The sequence below is a fragment of the Mesorhizobium sp. M0074 genome (assembly GCF_040322975.1).
In the GTDB taxonomy this organism is placed as follows: Bacteria; Pseudomonadota; Alphaproteobacteria; order Rhizobiales; family Rhizobiaceae; genus Mesorhizobium.
The window spans coordinates 18,552-40,702 of sequence record NZ_JAMYUM010000026.1; the positions used below are offsets into that span (position 1 = coordinate 18,552).

Annotated in this window: 25 protein-coding genes; 15 read left to right on the plus strand and 10 right to left on the minus strand. The window is 58.3% G+C overall.

The features are described from left to right. Nucleotides 1–19: 19 nt before the first annotated feature. The gene (locus tag NKJ73_RS28005) at nt 20–931 is read left to right on the plus strand and encodes a LysR substrate-binding domain-containing protein (RefSeq protein WP_352571877.1); all 912 of its coding nucleotides are present in this window, start codon (nt 20–22) and stop codon (nt 929–931) included. 170 nt (nt 932–1,101) lie between these two features. Here NKJ73_RS28005 and NKJ73_RS28010 read toward each other — a convergent pair whose 3' ends face one another. Continuing rightward, nucleotides 1,102–1,980 carry a LysR family transcriptional regulator gene (locus tag NKJ73_RS28010; protein ID WP_352565101.1) on the minus strand — a complete coding sequence of 293 codons (879 nt, stop codon included), beginning with the start codon at nt 1,978–1,980 and terminating at the stop codon, nt 1,102–1,104. 157 nt (nt 1,981–2,137) lie between these two features. Between NKJ73_RS28010 and NKJ73_RS28015 the strand changes: the two genes are divergently transcribed. Beyond that, complete coding sequence (locus NKJ73_RS28015) at nt 2,138–3,376, plus strand: aromatic ring-hydroxylating oxygenase subunit alpha (RefSeq protein WP_352565099.1); 1,239 nt, start codon at nt 2,138–2,140, stop codon at nt 3,374–3,376. 4 nt (nt 3,377–3,380) lie between these two features. After that, on the plus strand, nt 3,381–4,442 hold the full coding sequence (locus NKJ73_RS28020; protein WP_352571816.1) for an FAD-binding oxidoreductase: 1,062 nt from the start codon (nt 3,381–3,383) through the stop codon (nt 4,440–4,442). 272 nt (nt 4,443–4,714) lie between these two features. Here the strand turns inward: NKJ73_RS28020 and NKJ73_RS28025 are convergent, their stop codons facing one another. Together NKJ73_RS28025 and NKJ73_RS28030 are read right to left on the minus strand one after the other, a co-directional pair. Continuing rightward, a complete protein-coding gene (locus NKJ73_RS28025; protein ID WP_352571878.1) occupies nt 4,715–5,317 on the minus strand; it encodes a dimethylsulfoniopropionate lyase in 603 nt (200 codons plus the stop codon). Nucleotides 5,318–5,351: 34 nt separating this feature from the next. After that, on the minus strand, nt 5,352–7,388 hold the full coding sequence (locus NKJ73_RS28030; RefSeq protein WP_352571817.1) for an oxidoreductase: 2,037 nt from the start codon (nt 7,386–7,388) through the stop codon (nt 5,352–5,354). Nucleotides 7,389–7,536: 148 nt separating this feature from the next. On the opposite strand from NKJ73_RS28030, the gene NKJ73_RS28035 reads away from it, so the two are divergent. Then, nucleotides 7,537–8,166 (plus strand): TetR/AcrR family transcriptional regulator, encoded by a 630-nt coding sequence (locus NKJ73_RS28035; RefSeq protein ID WP_352565094.1) that lies wholly within the window; start codon nt 7,537–7,539, stop codon nt 8,164–8,166. Between the two features lie 15 nt (nt 8,167–8,181). Next, the gene (locus NKJ73_RS28040) at nt 8,182–8,976 is read left to right on the plus strand and encodes a pyrroline-5-carboxylate reductase family protein (RefSeq protein ID WP_352565093.1); all 795 of its coding nucleotides are present in this window, start codon (nt 8,182–8,184) and stop codon (nt 8,974–8,976) included. A gap of 164 nt (nt 8,977–9,140) precedes the next feature. On the opposite strand, the gene NKJ73_RS28045 is transcribed toward NKJ73_RS28040, so the two are convergent. Beyond that, nucleotides 9,141–10,493, minus strand: coding sequence for a tyrosine-type recombinase/integrase (locus NKJ73_RS28045; protein WP_352571818.1), 1,353 nt, complete (start codon nt 10,491–10,493; stop codon nt 9,141–9,143). A gap of 424 nt (nt 10,494–10,917) precedes the next feature. Continuing rightward, on the minus strand, nt 10,918–11,097 hold the full coding sequence (locus NKJ73_RS28050; RefSeq protein ID WP_352571819.1) for a hypothetical protein: 180 nt from the start codon (nt 11,095–11,097) through the stop codon (nt 10,918–10,920). Between the two features lie 417 nt (nt 11,098–11,514). On the opposite strand from NKJ73_RS28050, the gene NKJ73_RS28055 reads away from it, so the two are divergent. From NKJ73_RS28055 to NKJ73_RS28085, 7 genes are all read left to right on the plus strand, one after another. Further along, a complete protein-coding gene (locus NKJ73_RS28055; protein ID WP_236393201.1) occupies nt 11,515–11,739 on the plus strand; it encodes a hypothetical protein in 225 nt (74 codons plus the stop codon). 6 nt (nt 11,740–11,745) lie between these two features. Next, the gene (locus NKJ73_RS28060) at nt 11,746–12,213 is read left to right on the plus strand and encodes a very short patch repair endonuclease (RefSeq protein WP_352571820.1); all 468 of its coding nucleotides are present in this window, start codon (nt 11,746–11,748) and stop codon (nt 12,211–12,213) included. After that, entirely contained in the window at nt 12,179–13,978 is a 1,800-nt protein-coding gene (locus NKJ73_RS28065; protein ID WP_352571821.1) for a hypothetical protein, read from the plus strand. The genes NKJ73_RS28060 and NKJ73_RS28065 overlap by 35 nt, the downstream gene beginning before the upstream one ends. A gap of 1 nt (nt 13,979) precedes the next feature. After that, complete coding sequence (locus NKJ73_RS28070; RefSeq protein WP_352571822.1) at nt 13,980–14,894, plus strand: hypothetical protein; 915 nt, start codon at nt 13,980–13,982, stop codon at nt 14,892–14,894. 86 nt (nt 14,895–14,980) lie between these two features. Continuing rightward, on the plus strand, nt 14,981–15,622 hold the full coding sequence (locus NKJ73_RS28075) for a DUF6339 family protein (RefSeq protein WP_352571823.1): 642 nt from the start codon (nt 14,981–14,983) through the stop codon (nt 15,620–15,622). Further along, complete coding sequence (locus tag NKJ73_RS28080) at nt 15,592–16,929, plus strand: DNA cytosine methyltransferase (RefSeq protein ID WP_352571824.1); 1,338 nt, start codon at nt 15,592–15,594, stop codon at nt 16,927–16,929. The genes NKJ73_RS28075 and NKJ73_RS28080 overlap by 31 nt, the downstream gene beginning before the upstream one ends. Nucleotides 16,930–17,239: 310 nt before the next feature. After that, nucleotides 17,240–17,473: a hypothetical protein gene (locus tag NKJ73_RS28085; protein WP_023677026.1), complete on the plus strand. Its 234-nt coding sequence runs from the start codon at nt 17,240–17,242 to the stop codon at nt 17,471–17,473. Between the two features lie 106 nt (nt 17,474–17,579). Here the strand turns inward: NKJ73_RS28085 and NKJ73_RS34350 are convergent, their stop codons facing one another. From NKJ73_RS34350 to NKJ73_RS28105, 4 genes are all read right to left on the minus strand, one after another. Next, nucleotides 17,580–17,891 carry a hypothetical protein gene (locus NKJ73_RS34350; RefSeq protein WP_502899032.1) on the minus strand — a complete coding sequence of 104 codons (312 nt, stop codon included), beginning with the start codon at nt 17,889–17,891 and terminating at the stop codon, nt 17,580–17,582. Nucleotides 17,892–17,964: 73 nt separating this feature from the next. Continuing rightward, nucleotides 17,965–18,912 carry a cytochrome P450 gene (locus tag NKJ73_RS28095; protein ID WP_352571825.1) on the minus strand — a complete coding sequence of 316 codons (948 nt, stop codon included), beginning with the start codon at nt 18,910–18,912 and terminating at the stop codon, nt 17,965–17,967. After that, complete coding sequence (locus NKJ73_RS28100; protein ID WP_352571826.1) at nt 18,804–19,259, minus strand: hypothetical protein; 456 nt, start codon at nt 19,257–19,259, stop codon at nt 18,804–18,806. Before NKJ73_RS28100 ends, NKJ73_RS28095 begins: the two co-directional genes overlap by 109 nt. A 50-nt stretch (nt 19,260–19,309) precedes the next feature. Next, nucleotides 19,310–19,837 (minus strand): metallophosphoesterase, encoded by a 528-nt coding sequence (locus tag NKJ73_RS28105; RefSeq protein WP_352571827.1) that lies wholly within the window; start codon nt 19,835–19,837, stop codon nt 19,310–19,312. A 227-nt stretch (nt 19,838–20,064) separates the two neighbouring features. On the opposite strand from NKJ73_RS28105, the gene NKJ73_RS28110 reads away from it, so the two are divergent. Together NKJ73_RS28110 and NKJ73_RS28115 are read left to right on the plus strand one after the other, a co-directional pair. After that, complete coding sequence (locus tag NKJ73_RS28110; RefSeq protein ID WP_352571828.1) at nt 20,065–20,394, plus strand: hypothetical protein; 330 nt, start codon at nt 20,065–20,067, stop codon at nt 20,392–20,394. A gap of 94 nt (nt 20,395–20,488) precedes the next feature. Then, on the plus strand, nt 20,489–21,037 hold the full coding sequence (locus NKJ73_RS28115; protein ID WP_352571829.1) for a DNA-3-methyladenine glycosylase: 549 nt from the start codon (nt 20,489–20,491) through the stop codon (nt 21,035–21,037). A gap of 33 nt (nt 21,038–21,070) precedes the next feature. On the opposite strand, the gene NKJ73_RS28120 is transcribed toward NKJ73_RS28115, so the two are convergent. Further along, the gene (locus NKJ73_RS28120) at nt 21,071–21,337 is read right to left on the minus strand and encodes a DUF3606 domain-containing protein (RefSeq protein ID WP_023677031.1); all 267 of its coding nucleotides are present in this window, start codon (nt 21,335–21,337) and stop codon (nt 21,071–21,073) included. Between the two features lie 176 nt (nt 21,338–21,513). On the opposite strand from NKJ73_RS28120, the gene NKJ73_RS28125 reads away from it, so the two are divergent. Further along, nucleotides 21,514–22,032, plus strand: coding sequence for an EF-hand domain-containing protein (locus tag NKJ73_RS28125; protein WP_352571830.1), 519 nt, complete (start codon nt 21,514–21,516; stop codon nt 22,030–22,032). Nucleotides 22,033–22,151: the final 119 nt, after the last annotated feature.

Below are 22,151 nucleotides of genomic sequence, written 5' to 3' on the forward strand. Positions count from 1 at the left end.
GGAACGTTTGGAGCCCAGGATGGTTCGCCGATATTATGACCTACCCTCCCTGACAGCTCTCGCCGTCTTCGAAGCATCCGCCAGGCACTTGTCGTTCAAATTGGCGGCGGGAGAGCTGAATGTAACTCCCGGGGCGGTAAGCAGGCAGGTGAAGGCGGTCGAGGACGAACTTGGCGTTCAGCTGTTTGTAAGGCTGGGCTCGGGGGTGATGCTGACGAGTGCCGGCGAGGACCTCTATGGCGTCCTTGCGAGTGGCTTTTCGCGCGCAGCCGAAATTGTCCGTAACGTCAAGCGCGGCGATCGCTCCAAGAACGTCACGCTCGCCTGTTCTGACGCCTTTGCTACGATGTGGCTGATACCGCGTATGCCCGATTTCTGGACACGTTACGGCGAGATTGCAGTCGATCATCTGATCTCTGACAATCCGCGAGACTACCGGAGGGCCGAGGTAGAGTTGCGCATCCGATATGGGTTCGGCTCCTGGCCTGACGAGAACGCCGAGCTTCTTTTCGGCGAAACCATCTATCCGGTCTGCGGGGTGGAGTTTGCCAAAGCACATCGAGACGCGACGGCAGCATCCCTGCCGGATCTTCCCTTGCTGCATGTCGACTGGGTTGATCCGAACTGGGCGGGCTGGGACGAAGTCTTGCGACGTGCGGCCGTGCCCCACGGCCCGACCCGCGGCCGCCGATTCGGAAAATTCTTTGTAGCCATGCAGGCGGCTCAAGCCGACCAGGGCCTTGCCGTAGGCTGGCATCGCCTCGTGAAGTCACAGATAGACGAAGGCAAACTGGTCAGGCTGACCGAACTCGAACTCCCGGCTCCAGGAAGCTACTATCTCACCTGGAACGATAAGCGCACGCTTTCACCAGCTGCCGAAATCCTGCGAAGCTGGATCCGAGAAATCGCAATGCAGGAACGAGACAGCTAGAGTTCGTCCGTCCGGAGCGCTCCTCGTGTAGATTTTTACGGCGATCCTATTGCCAACTTCCATCGACAGGGTCCATCCGCGTTGAAGGCTGCGGGTCAGCGGTTACACTCCCTGTGATTGAGCCTCAAGGTGCCGACTTCCTACGAAGTCCGCGAGCAAGAGAGCAGCCCTCAAGAGCTTTTGGCGAGCCAACTGGCAAAGAGTCGGGCTTTCGAACCTGCCTTGGGATGGATTTTCAGATAAAATGCCCTGGGCGATGGAATATTGTCGGGCACAAGTGCGACCAGCCGTCCCTGATCCATCAGACTTTTGACCAATCCATCCCATCCCAAGACCGCCCCAATGTCATCCTGAGCGGCCTGGAGGGCAATCATGTAGTTGTTGACTGAAAACCTGCGGCCCTTTGGGATGGTGTGTCCAAGCGCTTGAAACCAGTCCGGCCAGTTCTCCCAGTCGGTATCCTCGTTATTCGTATGAATCAAAGGCGCCTTGAGCAGATCCTCAATCCGGCCAATGCCATGCTCAGCGGCGAATTTTGGCGTTCCCAGCGCGACGATGCGATCGTGAAAGAGTTTGTGGCACTCTTCGCGATTCTCCTGCGCATCACCGTATTGAATACTTAGATCGCAACGGATGGCGGCTCCGGGCACGTCGCTGACGATCTGCGAGACAGTGATGGTGGGATGGCTTTTCCAGAAGGTAGAAATCTTCGGTGTAAGCCAAAGCGAACTGACTGCCGTCGTTGTCCGGATGGTCACGTCAGCGGTTTCGGGGCGATCACGCATGTGAGTAACGGCGTCGGAAATCGTCTCTAGCCCGCGCTGCACCGCAACGAACAAGAACGCCCCTTTCTCAGTCAATTCGACACCACGGCTCCTGCGCAGGAACAGGCTGCATCCCAAGTCACCCTCAAGCGCCTTGATTTGGTGGCTGATGGCCGCGGGTGTCACGTTCAATTCCTGAGCGGCATTCTTGAAACTTGCATTTCGGGCAGCAGCCTCGAAGCAGATGAGAGCGGTCACCGAGGAGAGATCGTACGGTCTTGGCATCACAGCCCCTTCGGAACCGCTTGTTGGCCCATGGGAGCTCGCGGCGTGCAAGACATTAGCTGAACTAACTCGTGCTGAAAATTACTGCTGTTGCGCAAAAGGCGTTCAAGCCAGAAAATTTCATTTCAAATAAGCCTGCTATCCATGGAATTTCCGCATGAACGCCGCCTCGCCGACCATCCAAGAGCTGCTAGCACGTCGCGTCTCGGGCTATGCGCTCGAACAGCCGTTCTACACATCGCCGACGATTTACCAGCTCGACCTCGAGCACATCTTCTACCAGGAATGGCTCTACGCAGCCCCGGCGTGCCAGCTTGCCAAAGCTGGTAGCTATGTAACGATGCGCGTGGGTGCCTACGAGGTGATCGTCGTTCGAGGCCGCGATGGCGAAATCCGCGCCTTTCATAATTCCTGCCGGCATCGCGGGTCGCTGATCTGCAAGGCGCGCGAAGGCCAGGTGGCCAAGCTCGTTTGTCCCTATCACCAGTGGACCTATGAGCTCGATGGTAAGCTGATCTGGGCGAATGACATGGGCCCGGATTTCAATGCCTCAAAACATGGTTTGAAGCCCGTCAATCTTCGCAATCTCGATGGCCTGATCCACGTCTGCCTGTCCACCACTCCACCTGATTTCGATGCTTTCGCCCAGATGGCTCAGCCATATCTCGAAGTCCACGACCTTACGGATTCCAAAGTCGCGTACACGTCGACCATCATCGAAAAAGGCAATTGGAAGCTGGTGTGGGAGAACAACCGCGAATGCTATCATTGCAGCAGTAATCATCCGGCGCTGTGCCGCTCATTCCCGCTCGATCCCGAAGTCGCTGGCGTCCAAGCTGATGGGAAGGTATCGGCGAAGCTACAGGCGCATTTCGACCGCTGCGCTGGCGCCGGTGCGCCGGCGCAGTTCCAACTTGCCGGAGAGGGACAATACCGCCTGGCGCGTATGCCGCTTCAGGAAAAGGCCGTGAGCTATACGATGGACGGCAAGGCGGCCGTCGCCAAGAACCTTGGCCGGGTTGCGCCGCCCGACGCCGGCTCGCTCCTCATGTTCCATTATCCCTCTACATGGAACCACTTCCTGCCGGACCACTCCCTCACCTTCCGGGTGTTGCCGATCAGCGCCACTGAAACCGAAGTCACCACCACCTGGCTTGTGCACAAGGACGCGGTCGAAGGTGTGGACTACGACCTCAAGCGCCTGACCGAGGTCTGGATCGCGACCAATGACGAAGACCGCGAAATCGTTGAAAACAATCAGCTTGGGATACTCTCGCCGGCCTATACTCCTGGCCCCTATTCGCCCGGGCAGGAAAGCGGCGTGACGCAATTTGTCGATTGGTATGCAGCCTGGCTTGAGCGCGCCCTTGCGCCGCTTCAAGTTGCAGCGGAATGACCCGATGAGCGCATTCAGAAAACTCTCGTTCTGGACCGATGCAGAAGAGTTGGAATGCGTAACCCGTACTCCGGAAGCGCCGAATGTCGTGACCTTCAGCTTTCAGAGTCCGTCCGGCGCGCTGTTCAATCATGAACCGGGACAGTTCGTTACACTGGAACTGCCCGTTCCAGGGGGGCCGGTCTATCGCACATATACGATCTCGTCTTCGCCGTCGCGTCCGACTGCCCTGACCGTCACGGTCAAGGCGCAGGAAGGGTCCATCGGCACCAGATGGATGCTCGACAATTTGCGCAAAGGCGCGCTCATCAAGGCTATAGGGCCGACTGGGAAATTCTCGATCGTCCATCATCCGGTCGAGAAATACCTTTTCATCTCGGCCGGTTCCGGCATCACACCGATGGTGGCGATGACCACTTGGCTCTACGATTCCGGGCGCGAGCCGGACATCGTTTTCATTAACTGCGCGCGCCGCCCGTCCGACATCATTCTGCGCGACAGGATGGAACTCATGGCGTCGCGCATCGTCGGCATCGATCTCAAATGGGTCGTCGAAGAGGCAGATCCCTTCCGGTCCTGGACCGGCTACCGCGGGATGTTCAACCAGATCATGCTGGGCCTGATGGCGCAGGACTATCTGGACCGCGAGGTGTTCTGCTGCGGACCCGAGCCCTTCATGCGGGCCGTGCGCGAGGCCCTTGCGGGTCTCGGCTACGACATGAGCCGCTATCATCAGGAAAGCTTCCAGGCAGAGCCTCCAGATGCGGAGAATGTCCCCGAGGATGTGGTTCCGAATGAACAAAGCGTGGCCGAAATCCAGTTTGCCCTGTCCGGCATAGTCGCGAAGTGTACAGAGACGCATACGATCCTGTCCGCTGCGAAGGCCGCGGGGCTGGTGATTCCATCGGGCTGCTCCATGGGGATTTGCGGAACCTGCAAGATCCGAAAGATTGAAGGTCAGGTTCATATGGTGCATAACGGCGGCATCACCGAAGAGGATATTGCCGAAGGGTATATTCTTGCGTGCTGCTCCAACCCGATCGGACGCGTGAAAGTCGACGCATAGCAGATAGCCGAGATCGGTCGATGGAATTGGGGATCGAGGCCAGAGTTTTCTACTTTGATTTCGATGCCCTCTTGTGATCTCGTCATATAGGCTCAGCAGGCCCAAAGCGGTCGAGTACAAGCGGAATATCTATCCTAGTAGTCGCGGAACTCCACCTCCGACTTCGCTTGAAGCCGGACCGTTGAGGCGATGAAGCTATTGATGATCTGCATGCCTCATCGGAACGGCAATCTTCTTGGCTGCCCCTCGGTCAATACCGGGTTTCGGCCAGCTCAGTGATGCGTTTGATCCACCAGCAGCGCCCAGAAAGCGAACAGCGGCGTATCCAGGGATCTCATTGCATGTTTGATGCCTGGCGGATTGTAGAATGATCCACCGATGCCCGGCGAAAACCACTCCTTGTCAGCCTGCCTGAACTCGGAATCCGAAAGCACGAGGTAGGTTTCTTCCGGCGGATGATTGTGGTCGGGATACCGGACGTGAGGAGCCATCAAAGTGACGCCGAGCCATAGATCGTTTCTGTCCTCGATGCCGCCCGGACCAAGGATCATCGCGGTGGCGTGACCGTCAGCGAAATTGCGGCTGGCAGACGGGGCGGGATTTGATTTCGGCCGCCATTCGAGCAGCGGCTCGATCGCCTTGAAGCGTTCGACCAAGTTGCGGAGCGTGGACGGGATCGTCTCTTCCGCCAACGCCGAGCCAAGATGAGAACAGACCGGCTTGCGGCTCCCGGCCTTGGTCCTTTCCAGTCCGGGAACTTCAGATTGGGCGAAGAGCTGGATGATCGATCTGCGCGATCGCAGGTCGTGTGAGAACTGGTCGAAGGCCACGAACGCGGTGTCTACAAAATATTGCAGGGCGTCACTTCTGTTCATCTCGCAGCCCTTGTTGTGCGCGTTCGTTGCCGGGTCAAATATCTTTCGCCAGTCGCAGTGCGTCGTAGATCGCGGCGTGGGTGTTGCGAGCTGAAACGGCATCGCCGATACGAAACAATTGGAATTGGCCTTGCGGGTTCCGCACCACCGACTGCGCTTGTCCGGCAATGAGCTCATCATGCGAAATCTCGCCGTGATTGGTCGATTTCGGTTTCAGCTCGAAATAGATGTCATCGAGCGGAATGGTGCCGTGGTTGACGACAACCTGGTCCACGACGCGCTGCCTGGATATGCCGCCGTAGTCGCTGCCGACATTTGCAATGAGCTGGTTGCCATTCTTTTCAACGGACTCGAGCCGATAGGTAACTGTGAAGGTCACATCGAGCTTTTGCAGGACCCGCATGTAGGGCACGAGGTTCATAGCCATCACCTCGGGGGAGAAGGACCGGTCCGGCGTCATGATCTCGACCTTCGCTCCCCCACCCGCGATGAATTCCGCGGCCTGGAGGGCGGCATGGTCGCCGGCGTCGTCGAAGATGAGGACATTGCTTCCCGGCTTTACGTCTCCGGAGATGATGTCCCATGAAGACACAACCAACTCGTTGCCCTTGGAAAGGACATCGGTGTGCGCCACCCCGCCCGTCGCGATGATGACGACATCAGGATTTTCCGCCTCGATGGTTTCGGCTTCTGCCCAGGCATTGAACTTGATGGTCACCCCGTATTTTTCGCACTGGGCCATGCGCCAGTCGATGATGCTCATCATCTCCTTGCGGCGCGGGCTCAGCGCTGTCAGGCGGATCTGTCCTCCCGGCCCGCTGGCGGCCTCGAAGACCACGACCTCGTGTCCCCGCTCGCCCGCCACGCGGGCCGCCTCTAGGCCGGCCGGACCTGCGCCGACCACGACAATTTTCTTGCGGGTTTCGGCCTTGGGGACGATGTGCGGCATGGTCAGTTCGCGGCCGGTTGCGGCGTTGTGAATGCAGTATGCCGCTCCGCCCTGATAGATACGGTCAAGGCAATAGTTGGCGCCCACGCAGGGCCTGATTTCGTCTTCACGCTTCTCGATGATCTTGCGCACGATGTGTGGGTCGGTCATGTGAGCGCGCGTCATGCCGATCATGTCGACCTTACCCGATGCAATCGCGTGGCGCGCCGTCGCTACATCCGGTATTTTCGCTGCATGGAAGGTTGGGAAGTTGGTAGCGGCACGAATCTCGCCGGCAAAATCAAGATGCGGCGCATTCGCCATTCCCTGGATCGGGATGACGTCCGTCAGGCCCGCATCGGTGTCGATATGGCCGCGGATCACGTTGAGGTAATCGACAAGTCCGCTTGCCTTGAGGCGCTTGGAGATTTCAATGCCCTCCGACTTGCCGGTGCCGCCGGGGAGACATTCATCCGCCGTATAGCGCACGCCCAGAATGAAGTCCTCGCCGACCCTTGAGCGGATCGCCTTCAAGACGTCCATGCAGAAGCGCATGCGGTTCTCAAGGGAACCGCCATAAGGGCCGTCAAGGTCGTTCATGAGAGGCGACGTGAACTGTTCGAGCAGGTGACCGTAGGCCTCGAGCTCGACGCCATCCATCCCGCCCGCCTTCATCCGCTCCGCGGCGTCCGCGAAGTCCTTGATGATGCGCTCGATATCCCAGTCTTCAATCTTCTTGGGAAATGCGCGGTGGGAGGCTTCACGATGATGGGACGGCGCCACGACGGGAAGCCAGTCGCCCTTGTCCCAGCGTGTACGCCGTCCAAGATGGGTTAGCTGGATCATGATGGCGGCGCCCTCTTCGTGCACCGCATCTGTCATTTGCCGGATCCACGGCACGATCTCGTCCTTGTAGGCGAGCAGGTTGTTGAAGACCGGGGGACTGTCCTTCGAGACGGCCGCGGACCCGGCTGTCATCGTCATCGCCACACCGCCCTTTGCCCGTTCCACCGTATAGGCAAGATAGCGTTCCTTCGGCATCCCATCCTCCGGATAGGCCGGCTCGTGGGAGGTCACGATGATGCGATTGCGCAGGGTCAAATGCTTGAGTTTGTAGGGTTGCAGAAGAGGATCGCTCGACATCTGACCGGCTCCGGGCTGGGAGGACAAGCGCGAACGCTAACCGGAAATGTACACACATGTCAAGTTTAGCTTCGGTAAGGTCGACAGAGTTGACATAGGTGTACATTTTGCTGGTTTTCAGTTTGACCTTTTGTTAGGCTGGTCGCTCATGGAGCAGATTTCGAACGATAGCGGATGGCGTGGATCGCCGGAGGGATGGCTTGAGGCCGCCTACGACCTGCTTCTGGAATCTGGCGTAGACACGGTGAGAATTTCGCCACTGGCCAAGAAGTTGGGCCTGTCACGCACCAGCTTCTATTGGTTCTTTAGGGATAGAGAAGAGCTGTTGGCTGCCCTCGTAGCGCGTTGGCGCGACAAGAACACCGGCAGCCTCGTCAAGCAGGCCGAGGCGTATGCCGAGACGGTGGCCGAAGCGATGCTGAACGTTTTCGACTGCTGGCTCGACAAGTCCTTGTTCGATGCCCAGTTCGAATTCGCAGTCAGAAGCTGGGCGATTCAATCCCCTGACATTCTGGCGGAGGTCCAGAAAGCCGACCAGACGCGTCTCGACGCGATGAGCCAGATGTTCGTCCGCTTCGGTTACAAGGAAAGCTTGGCCGACGTTCGAGCGCGCACTGTCTACCTCGTGCAGATCGGCTACATCTCAATGCAGACCCGGGAAGATCTCACGGCCCGCATGAAGCGCATTCCCGGCTACGTGGAGATTTTTACAGGCGAGGCCCCGCAGCAGCGCGAGCTGGATCGGTTCTTCGCCAGACATGACTATTTGGCGGACTGAGGAAGAGTTGCGACAATGAGCAAACCCATGAGCATCGGGATAATTGGTGGAGGGGGCTGGCTTGGACGCGCCTTCGCCGAGGCCATTGTCGATGCGCAAATAGTTGCCGCAGAGCACCTCGCGCTCTCTTACAGAAGCGGGCAACCCGGCTTTCTGCCAAACGCTATCTGGACCAGGGACAATCAGGAACTGGTGGATCGATCTGATGTCATCATCGTCTCGGTCCGACCCCAGGATTGGCCTGCCATCGAGATTTCTGCGCCCGGCAAACTCGTGATGTCGGTCATGGCCGGGATTCCTCTCGACCAATTGGCTCGACGTCTCAAGACCGACCGCGTCGTCCGCACGCTTCCTAATGCAGCCGCAGAGGTGCGCAATTCCTACGCGCCCTGGATAGGCTCCCAAGGCGTCACCGTGGATGACCGCAATGTTATTCGCCGGATCCTGGAAGCCTGTGGCGCTGCCGACGAAGTCAAAACCGAAGCAGATATCGACTACATGACCGGCCTTACCGGATCCGGCCCGGCGTTTCCGGCGCTTTTGGCGGCGGCGATGATGGACGATGCCGTCGGTCGAGGAATAAGCCCGGACATTGCCCGAAGGAGCGTCAGCGCGGTGCTGATTGGAGCGGGAAAACTCATCGAGGCTCGCGCAGACAACCCCAAAGACATCGTCCAGACCTTCCTCGACTACCGCGGCACCACCGCAGCGGCAATCGAGGCCATGCGCGCAGCCGGGTTTGAAGCGGCCGTGGCAGACGGGCTTGCCGCAGCGTTTCAGAAATCCGTGACGATGGGACAGGCCACCTGACATGTGGCGCGAAACGGCCGTTTAGCTGCTAGCCATTGGCGGGCGGCTTTTTACGCAATGGCGGACATTGACTTCGACTAGGCGGAGGGACTGGTTTCGGGAACTCGCGAAGGGCGAAAGAACGACCGAAATGAGGCGCAAAGCGCCATTGTCAGAGTGGCTGATCAGCCGGCAACGCGGCTGCTTTCGGGCACAGATGAGTTCGTTTGTCCCAAGAAGTGTGCAAGCGCTGACTTCCTGGAAGCCCTATCGAGCGCATAGGAGGTGTGGCTGAAGGCGACACCATCCAGCAGGCCTTGAATGTAGCCAGCGATGCTGTCAGCCGCCATGATGAGCGCGGTATCTACTGTGTGGATGTAGCGGCTGGTCACCGACCCTCGGGAATGACCGACCAAGGCGGCAATCGTCGCCTCTGTGAACCCAAGGTCATTGGCGATGCTGGCGAAGCTGTGCCGCAGAACATGGGGCGTGATGCCGACCAGGTCGGTCTTCTCAAGTAGCTTCGTCCAATGCCTGGGGAAGCTCCCGAATGGCGTATCATCCTCCCAGCCGGGAAAGACATAGTCGTCAGCATCCTGTTCCTCATCACGGCGACCCTCGAGGTATTCCAGCACCGGCAGACCGATCGGACGCACCGACGCTCCCTCCTTGCTGTCGGTCAGGCGCAGGCAACTGCCCTCGATATCGACTTCGCCGCATCGTAGGCCGATGACCTCGCTGCGTCGGCATCCCGTTAAGGCGATCAACCGGATCATTTCTGCGGTGGTCTCGTATTGCCCGTCGTCGACGGCCTTCTTCAGAATATCGCCGAGCGTGCGATACTCCTGCTCGCTGAGACGGCGGGCGTTTATCCTGTCCTTCGGCTTGCGAACGCCGTGCACGGGGTTCTGCTCGATGATGCCGAGTTCGACCGCATAGGTGAGAATGCCGCCGAAGAGACCTATCGTTCGGGCTGCCGTGCCGGCGCCACCACGCACTATCGCGCGCCCACGCAGCTTGTCCGTCTTGACGTTCGCGCGTGTCTTGCCCGCCATGATGTCCTTCATGGCCTGGGTGATGTCGGACTTTGCCAAATCCCGCACCCGTCGACTGCCGAGCAGCGGAACGATGTGGCGCTCAACGCGCCCGACATCGGTGGAGATCGTCGTGGACTTCTTGGGCCGTCCCCTTTTCCCGAGCACGAGCCCATTCTTGAGATCTTCGAGGTAACGGGTGCAGAGTTCCTTGACCGTGATCGCCTCGCGATCGAGCTTGCGCTCCTCGGCGGGGTTGCCGCCCCTTGCGACCGCACCCAGCAGGACTTTCGCCTCCCGTCTGGCTTCTTCAGGCGTCCAAACTCCGTGCAGGCCGATCGTGTAGCGACGCGAGCGGCCGGCACTGCGGTACTGCACAACATAGCTTCGCTTCCCCGATTTGAAGACGCGCATCCCAAACCCCGGAAGGTCGTCGTCCCATAGGACATAGTCAGAGGACTTGATTTTGGTGGCATCGACGGTTCGTTTGGTCAGCTTCGCCATGCTTTTGGGTCTCCTTGACAGATTCCCTGCGTAAGCAAAGCGTAAGCACGGCAGGGAGGGGTTTGAGCCGCTCCGTCGTACCGTCGGCGCTGATCGATTTCAAATTTGTTTTGTAATTTCAGAGGGATAGCGCGCATTCGGATAAAATCGGATAGTTTCGGCGAAAGCCACTATCCATTCTCCGAAGGCAGAGGTCACAGGTTCGAATCCTGTCGGGTGCGCCAAAAAAAAGTCTCAGACGACACAGAAGCCTGGACTACGACAAAAGATCGTTGGACTTCCCGAAGCACTTTTCCGAGGGGCACAGAGAGTCAGTTGAGTAGTCTCCTCAAGAAAATGTCCTTCGGTGACTCGAACCCTTGCCGTCGACCGACTTCCAACCACAGCCCTGATTGTGGGGGAACTTGAGTTGCGTCTCAGGGTCCTAGGTAAGGTCGGTGATCAGGACCCCATGATCCTGATCTGCGAAAGTTAATACTGACCATATCGCCGCTGGGCCGGTGGAACCCGGCCTGCCGTCGACGATCCATCCCCCGCTTCCAACCATTTCGGAAACCAGGAGTGTAACGTTGCCCGTGCCGCAACCGATGTCTAGCGCGCGCATTCCGGGGCTGGGGCCAGCCGATAGCGAAATCTTCGCGTGATCGGGTCAATGATGCCCCTTTATGGTTGAGATCGCCTGATCTCGCGATCGGAATATAAGGGATGTGAACGTCCGCACGCGCCAAACGCGATTCCATGAGCTGCCTCTCCTATACGACCATTATTCAAATGGGCGTCGCTTGGTTGACGACTTTGCGCGGATGGCACGGCCGTCGCTGAGAACCCGCGCTGTCGACGTCAATGCGAATGTCGCGTCTGGAGTCATGTTAGTGAGTCTTCTTTCGAACCGTCCCGCTCTCATACCTTTGCGTGCCGGAGAAAATGTACACAAATCGAAATCACTTTTCTCTTGAACATTTTCATAATGTAGTTCACATCTTGATAATGTTGAGGCCCCGGACTGATACGGATTAGAGTTATGCGCGACAAGCGAGCCAGCTTCGTCAAATTGGCAAACCAGCGCGTGAACAAGGCGCTTGAACAGATACGCCTGGTAGGAAACCTCTCAAATCGAGCAGCCTACGAGTTCAGCGAGGAGGATGCCCGTAAGATCGTAAAGGCCCTTCAGAAAGCTGTAGAAGGGACGCGGGTACGGTTTACCGATACGGCTACGGGCGCTGAGCAAGGCTTCACGCTGGACTAGTTAGCGGTGGACAACCTAACGACGACAAAGCGTAGCGAACTCATGTCGCGCGTCCGAGGCCGCGACACGAAGCCTGAGATGACGATTAGAAGACTGCTTCATGCGAAAGGCTGGAGATATCGAGTCAGCGTTAAAGGCCTTCCAGGAACACCCGACATAGTATTCTCGCGGCTCAAAACTGCGATTTTTGTCAACGGTTGTTTCTGGCACGGTCATACCTGCAGACTTGGTACTCGCCCGAAAACAAGAGAAGCATTTTGGGCGGACAAGATTGAGACAAATAAGTTGCGCGATAGCCGCAAGAACGACGAGCTTGATAGTCGCGGTTGGCGCGTACTCACTGTATGGCAATGCCAACTGAGCGATACGGACGCTGCAATTAGCGAGATCGAAGCTTTCTTGGAGGCTTCAAAGCACATGCCATTGGGGGTGGGGAAGAATGAAGGCACTAAAGAAACCAAACTGGGCATTTGAACCGAACCCGCGCATGGGAGGCGCGGTTGGCGAGGCCTTCACCAACACGCTGGCGTCCTCCGGAATGCACCCTGAAGCTGTAGTAGCTAGAGAGGCCATCCAAAACAGCGTGGATGCTCGCGCTGAAGAAAGCCAAAAGGTGTCGGTCGATTTCGTCACAAAGGCTCTTACTGGTGCCGAAAAAGCCGCCTTTGCAAAGGCAGCACGTCTGCTAATTATTCAAGAGAGGGCAGATCGCCTGGGATTTCGAGATCCGAACTGCATCAGCACGATTCAGGACAAACTTGTTCCCCTTAGGCTCTTGTACGTTAACGACCATGGCACGACCGGCCTAAAAGGAGATCCCTTTAGTCCCGATTCGAATTTCTACAAATTTCTTCTCACGCTGGGTGATGGTGGCAAAGAACAAGATGAGCACGGCACCGGCGGGTCCTATGGTTACGGTAAATCGGTATACAGTGCAAACTCCGGGATACAGACCATTTTCGCCTATAGCCGAACCAAGAATGCGAGCGGCGAGCCGTTATCTCTACTATTCGGATGCGGGTACTACCGCAAGCATACGCATCTGGAGAAGGTCTTTACTGGTCGGGGCTGGTTTGGCTTGGACAACACCCCTGGCACAGCCGGTGCTCAACCAGTTGTTGACCCGCTGCTAAATGATGCGGCAGACGCTATGGCGGGTCTCCTTGGCTTTGACAGTCGTGAAGCAGACGATCTCGGCACGTCCGTACTGATAGTGGACAGCCTCCTGTCTCCGGAGGGGATTTTAGAGGGAGTGGAAGACTGGTGGTGGCCACGCCTTATTTCACACAAGCTTGACGTTCGGGTCGTTCGAGAGGACGGAACCGAGGAACTTCCGAGACCCCGAAAGCGGGACCATCTTCGCCCTTTCCTTGAGGCATACGACATCGCGGCCGGCAAATCGCCGCCCAATGGCAAAACACAATTTCAGAAGCCGATCGGCAAAAATGATGGGCTCTTGGGTCTTTCAGTGCTTAAGCAGGAGGAAGACGGAGAATACGCGGTAGGTGAGGATAGGACGGACTCAGTTGCCCTCATCAGAAGCCCACTGATGGTCGTTGCCTATTATAGAAAATGGAACGTCGGCACCCCGGTCATGGCAGGTGCCTTCCTCGCTTCTCCCGACATTGACCTTGTGCTGCGGTCATCGGAGCCGCCCGCTCATGACCGCTGGGATCCAGAGGCACGACGCCTGCAGGATCAAACCGGGTCTAAACGAATGATCGTTGAGCGCGTGCTCTCTGGCATCAGAAAGACCGTCAAATCGTCGCAGAAAACGGCATCTCCGCCACCGCCTCCCAAGCCAAAGCGGCTGACTTTTCTCGAGCGCACTCTTGCTACCTTACTATCACCGTCAAAGAGCGGAACCGGCAAAAAGCCTGAGGCAACGGCAGCTCCCATACATTTGGAATACGACAAAGTACCTCAGACTTCGGCAGAAGGCGAAGCACTGAAATTGACAGCTGCCTTTAGCGTTCGGTTGAAGGCAGATGAAGCTAGTAGCGCAATGAAAGTTCGCATGAAAGTTACGTGCCCCGTTATAGAAGATGGATCAGTTGGCGAATCGTTGCAATTATCAATTACAACTGATGATGTTCTCGAAGCAGACCCTGATAATCCAGAGTGGATGATATTCGTTTTATCTCCGGACAAACCTTCGCGTTTTGTGTGCGAGACAGAAAAATACGATCCGTTATGGACTGTCCGTTTCGTTCCAGAAGTCGAAGCAGTGGGAGCTTGAGGTGATTGCAACTTGGCATAGGACAGAGCCTCGGGAGGTTCGACCTTTCTTTCAGATCCAAAATGCCGAAGATTCTCTTCGGTCGTGCCGTATTAAACTATTCAAGGATGGTGATATTTCGGACGAAACATCGTTTGACCTTGATGAAATCGACTTTCAGGAGCTAGACCCGGTCATTTTTCCGTCCGTTGTAAACCCGAAGACTTGGCTTCCATCAGGGTTTCGGGCGTCCGATCTAGAACTAGTGTTCATGGCTACACATCCATTTCTCAAGAGATCAGATGTTTTGGCAAGTGTGCCTCTATCGGACACGCTGCCGACTGAATGGACAATCTCATCGGAGACGCTGAGCCGCTTTGCCGGAGGTAGAAACCTCAAGCTAACTATAGCCATCTGTCTTCGTCGTGACCGCGAGCCTTTGCCGGGTTCACCGTTTGTCGTGGGACATTGGCTAGCGCAGAAAACTTTCTTTCTAAAGTCTCGCGCGACCCCTACCCTTTTCGATCTTCGAACGCGAACAGACGAGGAGTGGATCGCAGCTCAGTTTCCGCCGAAAACGTTGTTCTTCGTGGAGTATGCGGGTGGGATAGCCGAAGAAGGCGAAGAGGATATGTATGTGGCCAGAGTTTACGTGCATATAGACGCGCACAATCGACTAGTCTCTTCGGCGAATTTGGGAGACGCATTCCAGCCTTTTCTGGCCGCTGAGATAGTTCTGTCGATCCTTACCGAGAGCCTGAGCGAATGGAAAGATCTGGAGGCTCCACCCCCGACTAGCCCGCTTGCAACATTGTTGCAGCAGCTGAGTAAGAACTCACCAATGGCTCTCGATACATTAAGAAACGCGGTGATTACGCCTGGTCGGGCCCGCGCCCTCCTTCAGGACCGTCTCGCCGTAGTACAGGCAATTAAATAGCAGGGATCCCGATGCCATACCCAATTATAAGCAGGTCTGAAGCGCGTGCATATCTACTACCCGGCGATGGGCAAGCCGAGCCAGCTTTGCCCCAGGTACGACACTCCGATGACGGAACCGACGAGGATTGGGACGCCATCGGCGAGGAATTGGCTAAGTTTTTGAATGAATTGTTGGACATCTACAAGCCGTCGAAGGGAGCCATCGGCGGCGGACAGTTTGAGGCTGCTGCCACCGCCCACGTGCATGAGATCCTGCCCTCCCATCCCGCTCTAGCAAACCCAGAGTTCTGGACCTGGCTCGCTGTGGTCCACTGCAGAAGCGTGATTGACCGAAGGTATGGCGAGAAACGAGACCCAAAAAATTTTGGCATCGGTACTGCGATTGAAAACCTCCTGTATCGGCTTTGGCTCAGGGCAGAGTTGTCGGCCGACGATAGCCGCAGTGATAGATACGATCTGGCGCGTAGGGGTGATATCGATTTTTGGCGCAGTCATCTTTTCAGGCAAGGCTACGGAAATTGTAGAACTTTCGCGCGCGCGCTGATCTCATTCCAATTTCCGTCGGACGTGGGCGACAAACCACGCTTGAAGATCGCTCAAATACGCGCACTCGCAAAACAGCTAAAAAGGGCTCGATCTAATCTGATGTTTGAGCTAATGAATGAGGCACGGGCAACGAGCTTCATCGATTCGCAATGGGAGCGGATTGCCTCAGCCACGGCGTGAGGTGCTCAGTGCATGAAACTTATCTGAGGATTGGGACCAAGCTCACGCGGCAGGTGCAGGTAGCACCTGGCAAATCTCGGGAAACATCACTTGTTAATTTAGCCGACGATGGGCTGGAGCCGCGTCACGCTTGGTGGCAGTCGTTGCTTCGTGGTAGCCAAGTCTTGTCAACGGGGAGTGGTGCCCCTCTCCGGATTGTTGATGCTTTTTGTGGGTCAGGCGGCCTTGCATTGGGGTTGTCGCTCGCAGCGCAGGCCATCAACCGAAAAGTTGAGTTCTCAGCAATCATCGACACCGACGCAGCGGCGCTAGATATCCATAGCTACAACATGGGTGCGAAGCGCAAAATCGCCGCTAGCGCAGCCTCGCTGGTTGATTTTCATGTATTGGGCCTCGGTGATAGTGCACGATTTGGGTATGATCCAGAAACGGTCCACGCTGATCTTGATAGGGTTGGGTCGATCGACGTTTTCATCGCCGGCCCTCCGTGTCAGGGTCACTCAAACTTAAACAACCACACCCGTCGTCAAGACCCCAGAAACGATCTCTACGTTACCGCCGTGGCGCTTGGCGTCGCTTTAAATGCCAAGGCGATCATTATTGAGAATGTACCAACCGTCCAAAATTCGCACTCGGATGTGGTCGCAACCGCCGTGGGCCTTCTAAAATCGGCCGGCTACGCTACTTCTATGGGCGTCATTAAGGCCGACAGTCTTGGGGCCGCACAGCGCCGAATCAGGCACTTTTTAATTGCGGCGAAGGAAGCACCGATAGAGCCGGACTACCTTACGGCGTTCGCCGACTCGCTGAAGGCTCAGAGCATGCCATTATCATGGGCGATCGGAGATCTACTTGATTTGCAATCAACCGATCTAATGAATTCGAGCCCCGCCGTAACTCCAGTTAACGCCGAGAGAATCAAATATCTGTTCGATCACCATCTTTACGACTTGCCGGATGCCCAAAGGCCCGACTGCCACAAGAACGGTACATCTTACACGGCTGTATATGGTCGAATGCATTGGGATCGGCCGGCACAAACCATAACAACCGGCTTTGGGACGCCTGGGCAAGGGCGATACGTTCATCCAATTGAGCGGCGGCTCATAACACCAAGGGAAGCGGCTAGGATTCAGGGGTTCCCAGATTGGTTCGATTTCGCGCCCAGCGGATTAGCAGTCAAGCGCAAACACCTTGCCAAGTGGATAGGCGATGCAGTCCACCCTGCTTTGGGTTATGCGGTGGGATTGGCCGCACTGAGCGCTATGCAGATCGAAGATCAATACCGCGTACAGAGCGCAGCCTAAATACCGCCATTTGTCGGCGGCACTGAACGAAGCAGCGCATCCGGCGCCGGCGCCCCACGGCACGCATGGTGTCGATAAATCATGAGGGTTGCAGTCAAAAGAGTGACGCCGAGGTGGACGTGGAAAAGAGCCTTGCAGCTGATTCGATCGGCCGGCTGTTTTGTGATCGAATGGTACGAGTGGAACCATTAGACTTAATGGGATCCACTCCTGCCCGCCCATCACCGTCACGTTCCACCTCACCGATTGCTTGGAACCCTATCGGCCTCGCACGACTTCTTCCTCAGCAAACTTTCGAAAGGAGCGCCCCGTGCCCGCACCACCCGAAATGGATGTCGTTCTCGAAAAGCTGCCTTTGAGGATCGGCGCCTATATCCCCGACGACTTGCTGGAGGACTGGTTTGCGCCGGGAACCGGCATGAACCCGGTCAGCAAGGAGGCGCTTGCCACCGCCAAGAACTACGGCTGGCGCTTCGAATGCGAGTTCAAGCACTACCCCGAACGCAAGGAAGGCGTGTTCTGGAAGTGGGTGCCGGCGATCTGACCGGCGCTGGACGGTTCATCGTTCCGCGGAAACGCAGAACCGGCCTATCTTATTGTTTGACGCAAATACCGGACGGAAAACCGCTTCACACTTTTCCTGGAATTGCTCAGCCGCCTATCGGCGTCGTCACCTTGCCGGTTCCGCCGCATTCGGGGCAGGTGCGGCCGTCGATCATGCCTGACCCTGCACAGCGGCGGCAAATATTCTCGCCAGCGCCTGGAGTGCCTGCGGGGACTTCGTCCGTGTTGGTCTGACCGGCTTGCCGGGGCTTGCCCTGTAGCTTGTTTCTCAGCCGGGCGACCCGGCCTTCGTCGACCTCGAGCGGCCTGCTGCTGTCGTCCGGCAGGCCTTCGCCGGATTGGCCGATGGTTTCATTGCGCGGCCGGTCGTTCGCGCCTGTCGTAATCTTCTGAGCCATTGCGTTTGCCTTTACGCCTTGCAATTTTCGAACGCCTCAGCGCCGCAGAGGTTCCGGTTCGACCGGCAGCCTTTCAGCCGGGTTTTCGCCGCACATTATCTATCCTGAACCCGGATTTCGGCCGCGCCGGCATGCGGGCAAGCGAGACAGTCATATCCTGATCAGGCACCTGGTAGGCCATCGACCGCGTCAGCAGGCGCACCGCTTCCATGATCAGCGCGACGGTGACGGCTTCTCCGGGGCAGCGATGGGTAGTCGCCGGATCTCCGCCACCATGCGGGATGAAGTCGAAGCCGCGGGTTTTCCAGCTCAAGCCGCGCTCCGGGATAAATCGGTCCGGCTCGGCAAAAAGGCGTGGATCATGGTTGGTGCCGTGCAGGTCGAGCAGGACCCAGTCGCCTTCGTGGAAACGGTAGCCCTTCCATTCGAAGGGGTGGCGGGCGCGGCCGCCGATGAACGGGAAGAACGGATAGAGCCGGCGAACCTCCTCGGCGAAGGCTTCCAGCCCGTCGTCATCGCCGGCGGCGAACTTATCGTACCATTGGCGGTGCTGGTGAAGCGCCAGCGCCGCAAACATGATGAAGCGGCCGATGGCGACAACCGGCCGGATGATGTTGATGATCTCGACCGCAGCACTGGCAAGATCGAGCGGCATTCCCTCGGCATCGACATATTCGCTGACCAGGCGGACCGGGCTGTTTGCCGGCAAATCAAGCGCGCCGCTTGGAACGCGCCGTACAAGGTCGCCGATAGTGCGTTCGGTCCGGCGTCGCCGCCACAGCGCCAGCATGGTCGACGGCCCAATGCCGCCGGCGTTCTCGACCATGCCGCTGAGCTCGCGGCAGAGTTCGGCGCGATCCTTGTCGGCGGGGATGCCGGCCCAAGCCGCTGCCGCCTGGGTCAGGACGAGGTTTACGGCGTCGAACAGGACGATCTCGTTACGCCGCTGCCAGTCTTCCAGCTGGTCGAGCCAGGCGCGACGGAAGGTTGCGCGGAGCCGCTCGATCTGGTCACCATCCAACAGGATCGACAGGAAAAGCGCCTTGCGGTGGCGGTGAGCGGCGCCGTCGAGCGCGTGGACGCTGCCTTGTCCTGCAGCAGACGCAGCGTGGTCTGCGGCATCGCACCAATTCGGGTGAAGTGGTCGCCGCCATAAAACATCTCGGCAGCCTCGGCACCGCGGACGCAGATTGCCGGCCGCAGCATCAGGCGCGTGGCAAAGATGTCGGTGTTCATGCGCCGGCAGCGGGCCGAAATGAAGTCATAGCCTTCGCGCAGCAGGGCCAAGGTGCTGTCGAATGCGGCGCGCGGAATGGGCTTTGCGACACGCTTGCCGCCGTCGGCATCGATCAGTTCACGTCTGTTCATGGCGTGCTCCCTGGCGTTGAAACTCCTCAACGCACGGCCGGCACTTTCGATCACTCGACTTTTTGACGGCTTTGCCGCGCCGCCTTTCGGCCGCGGCTGGCAAGGATGGTGGTCAGCGTGACCGGACGAAAATCCCAGCTGTCGACGCCGACGTCATACTGGCGCGTGACCGGGGTCAGCCTGCCGTGGGAATGGCCATGCAGGTCGATCGATTTCCTGCCGATCTGGTTCCAGGTGCGAAAAGGATAGTGGCAAAGGATCAGCAGGCTGCCGTCGAGCGCCAGCTCCTTGTAGTGCTGCGTGCTCGCCCAACCTGTGGCCTCGATGGTGGCCGCAGCATCGTTGTTGCCGATGATCAAATGCTTGCTGCCATGAAGAGACGCCAGAAGCGACGACACGAATGCGGCCGATCCCCTGGCAAAATCGCCGAGATGCCAGACCTCGTCGCCCGGCCCGACAGTCTCGTTCCAGAACGCAATGAGCGACCGGTCATGTTCCGCCAGCGAGCCGAACGGGCGGCGGTCGATGCGCAAAATGCGCGGGTCGCTGAAATGCGTGTCGGCGGTGAAGTAGATCATGCGCTGGAGCCTGTTTCGAACTGCCGATCTGGGCGCGTGGCGCACCAAGTCCATGTTGCTCTCCCGATGCTTGCTCAACCCGCTCGATCGCCGGTTGTTCCTGGAAGCAGGCCTAGGCGGTTTTCGCTCGTTGGCACTTTGAAACGGGGGAACTTTGAAACGGGGGAACTTTGAAATGAGACGCAGGTTAGAATGCTTGACGCCGATGCTCTGAAAGGACCTCGACAATGACCGACGCAGCACCTCTTGGGCGAAGCCCGGCTCAGGCGCGGGGCGATATCGACGCCGGGCGCGAAGGGGACAAGACCCCGGGTATCGATCCGGCTGCGGCTCCCATGGAAACGGACGCGGAATCCGCCGGCAACGCTCCGCCGAAGAGCCCTGCCCCGCGCCATGAAACGCCGAAGTTTACCAACCAGGCGAGCTATGCCAATGCGATGCGCCCGCTGAAGGATGGGCCCGACGTCCAACCGAGCAGATATGGGCCAGTCATGGTGATTGCCGCCATCGTCGTGCTGGCCGCGGCGGTTTTCATCGGCGCAGCCGTGCTGCGCTGAATATCTTCATCCGAGCGCTGCGGCTGGACATTTTGTGTCCGGTCCGGGACCTTGTTGTCGCGTCAGGTTCAGGCGCGACCGAGTCTGCTGCACAATGACCACCACCCATCAATTCTTTGCCCGTGACGCCACCACCGTGGCGCGCGACATGATCGGCGCCACGCTGCTTGTGCACGGCGTTGGCGGCGTCATCGTCGAGACCGAGGCCTATCGCCCGGATGACCCGGCTTCGCATGCTTTCGGTGGCAGGACCGTGCGCAACGGCGCAATGTTCGGTGCCCCGGGCAGCGCGTATGTCTATCGCTCCTATGGCCTGCATTGGTGCCTCAATGCCGTCTGCCTGCCCGGCAGTGCCGTGCTTGTCCGCGCAATCGAACCGCAATCCGGGCTGGAGGTGATGCGGGCCAATCGCGGCGTTGACGATCCGCGGCTGCTTTGTTCGGGACCGGGTCGTCTTTGCCAGGCGCTGGCAATCGACAAATCCCATGACGGGCTGCCGCTGGACGTGCCGCCATTCGAATTCAGGCAGCCGGGCGACGCCAGCGCCGTTCTAACAGGCCGCCGGATCGGCATTTCCAAGGCTGTCGATGCCGAGTGGCGGTTCGGCCTGCGCGGCTCGGACTATTTGAGCCGCAAGTTCTGATGCCCGCGGCAGCGGCAGAGCAGTTGCCCGGCATCACTCGTCGGGTTTGCCGAGATGCATAGGTGTCGCCTGCTGGCGGGCTTCCCTGGTCACCTCGTCGGCTCCGGCAGGTGAAATCCCTCGCAACGCCTTCGCGGCTACGGTCAGCCGGCCGCGATCATTGCCGAAGCTTTTGATCAACTGACGGACCTGGTCGGCGGTGATGCCGTTCTGTTGGGCAAAATACTCGACTTCACGGTCGTCTTCCGTAGAAACGCGGTCGCGCTCGCGGAAATCTCGCTTGCTCTTATCGTCGGCCATTTTTTCCTCCTGATGGAGCTTTGCATCAACGGCAACGTGGGTGAGCCGCTTTCGTTGCCGCGATCAGGCGGACTTTTCCGCCGCCGTGCCGACTGCCCAGGAACCATGAGGCGAGCAGCCGGTTTGGCTTGGATGCAGACACGTTCAGCCTCCAATTCATACCGATGGAGAATACGATGACGCTCGCAAGCAAAACCACTGCAATTGCCGCGGCGCTGGCCATGTTGGCCGCGCCGGCATTCGGCCAGACGAGCCCACCTGCGCCCGCCGCGCCGGCACCGGATCGTGGCGCCGAACCGTCGCCCGGAATGAGCGGGCAGAGCCAGGATGCCATGCGCGAAATGATGCGCCAGATGATGACTGAGATGCTGGAGGAGAGAATGCAGGAAGATCGCGCGCCCCGGGCAGAACGGCGAGGTCCCGACCGCTGGCATCGTGGCTACAGGATGGGCCCGCCTGACCGAGGTTGGGAGATGGGAGGCCGCGGTGGCATTGCACGCGGGATGCATGGCGCGAGGATGCGCATGATGTTCGCCATAGTAGATGCGGACGGCGATGGCGCGGTTTCTCAAAGCGAAGTCCAGGATTTCGTCGGGCGAATATTCAACGCCGTCGATGAGAACGGTGACGGTAGCGTCGACATGCAGGAAATCCGATCCTTCTTCCATGGAGGAGGCGCCGAGGATCAGGAGTAAGTCTCCTACGGTCGGCAGGAGGCCTGTCTGGGGCAGCGCGAGCTCGTCGGCCGGGGAGGATAAAAAGTCGCCGGCAACTGGATACCAGGCTGCCAGCCGGGGAGATGCGTTCCTTGGCT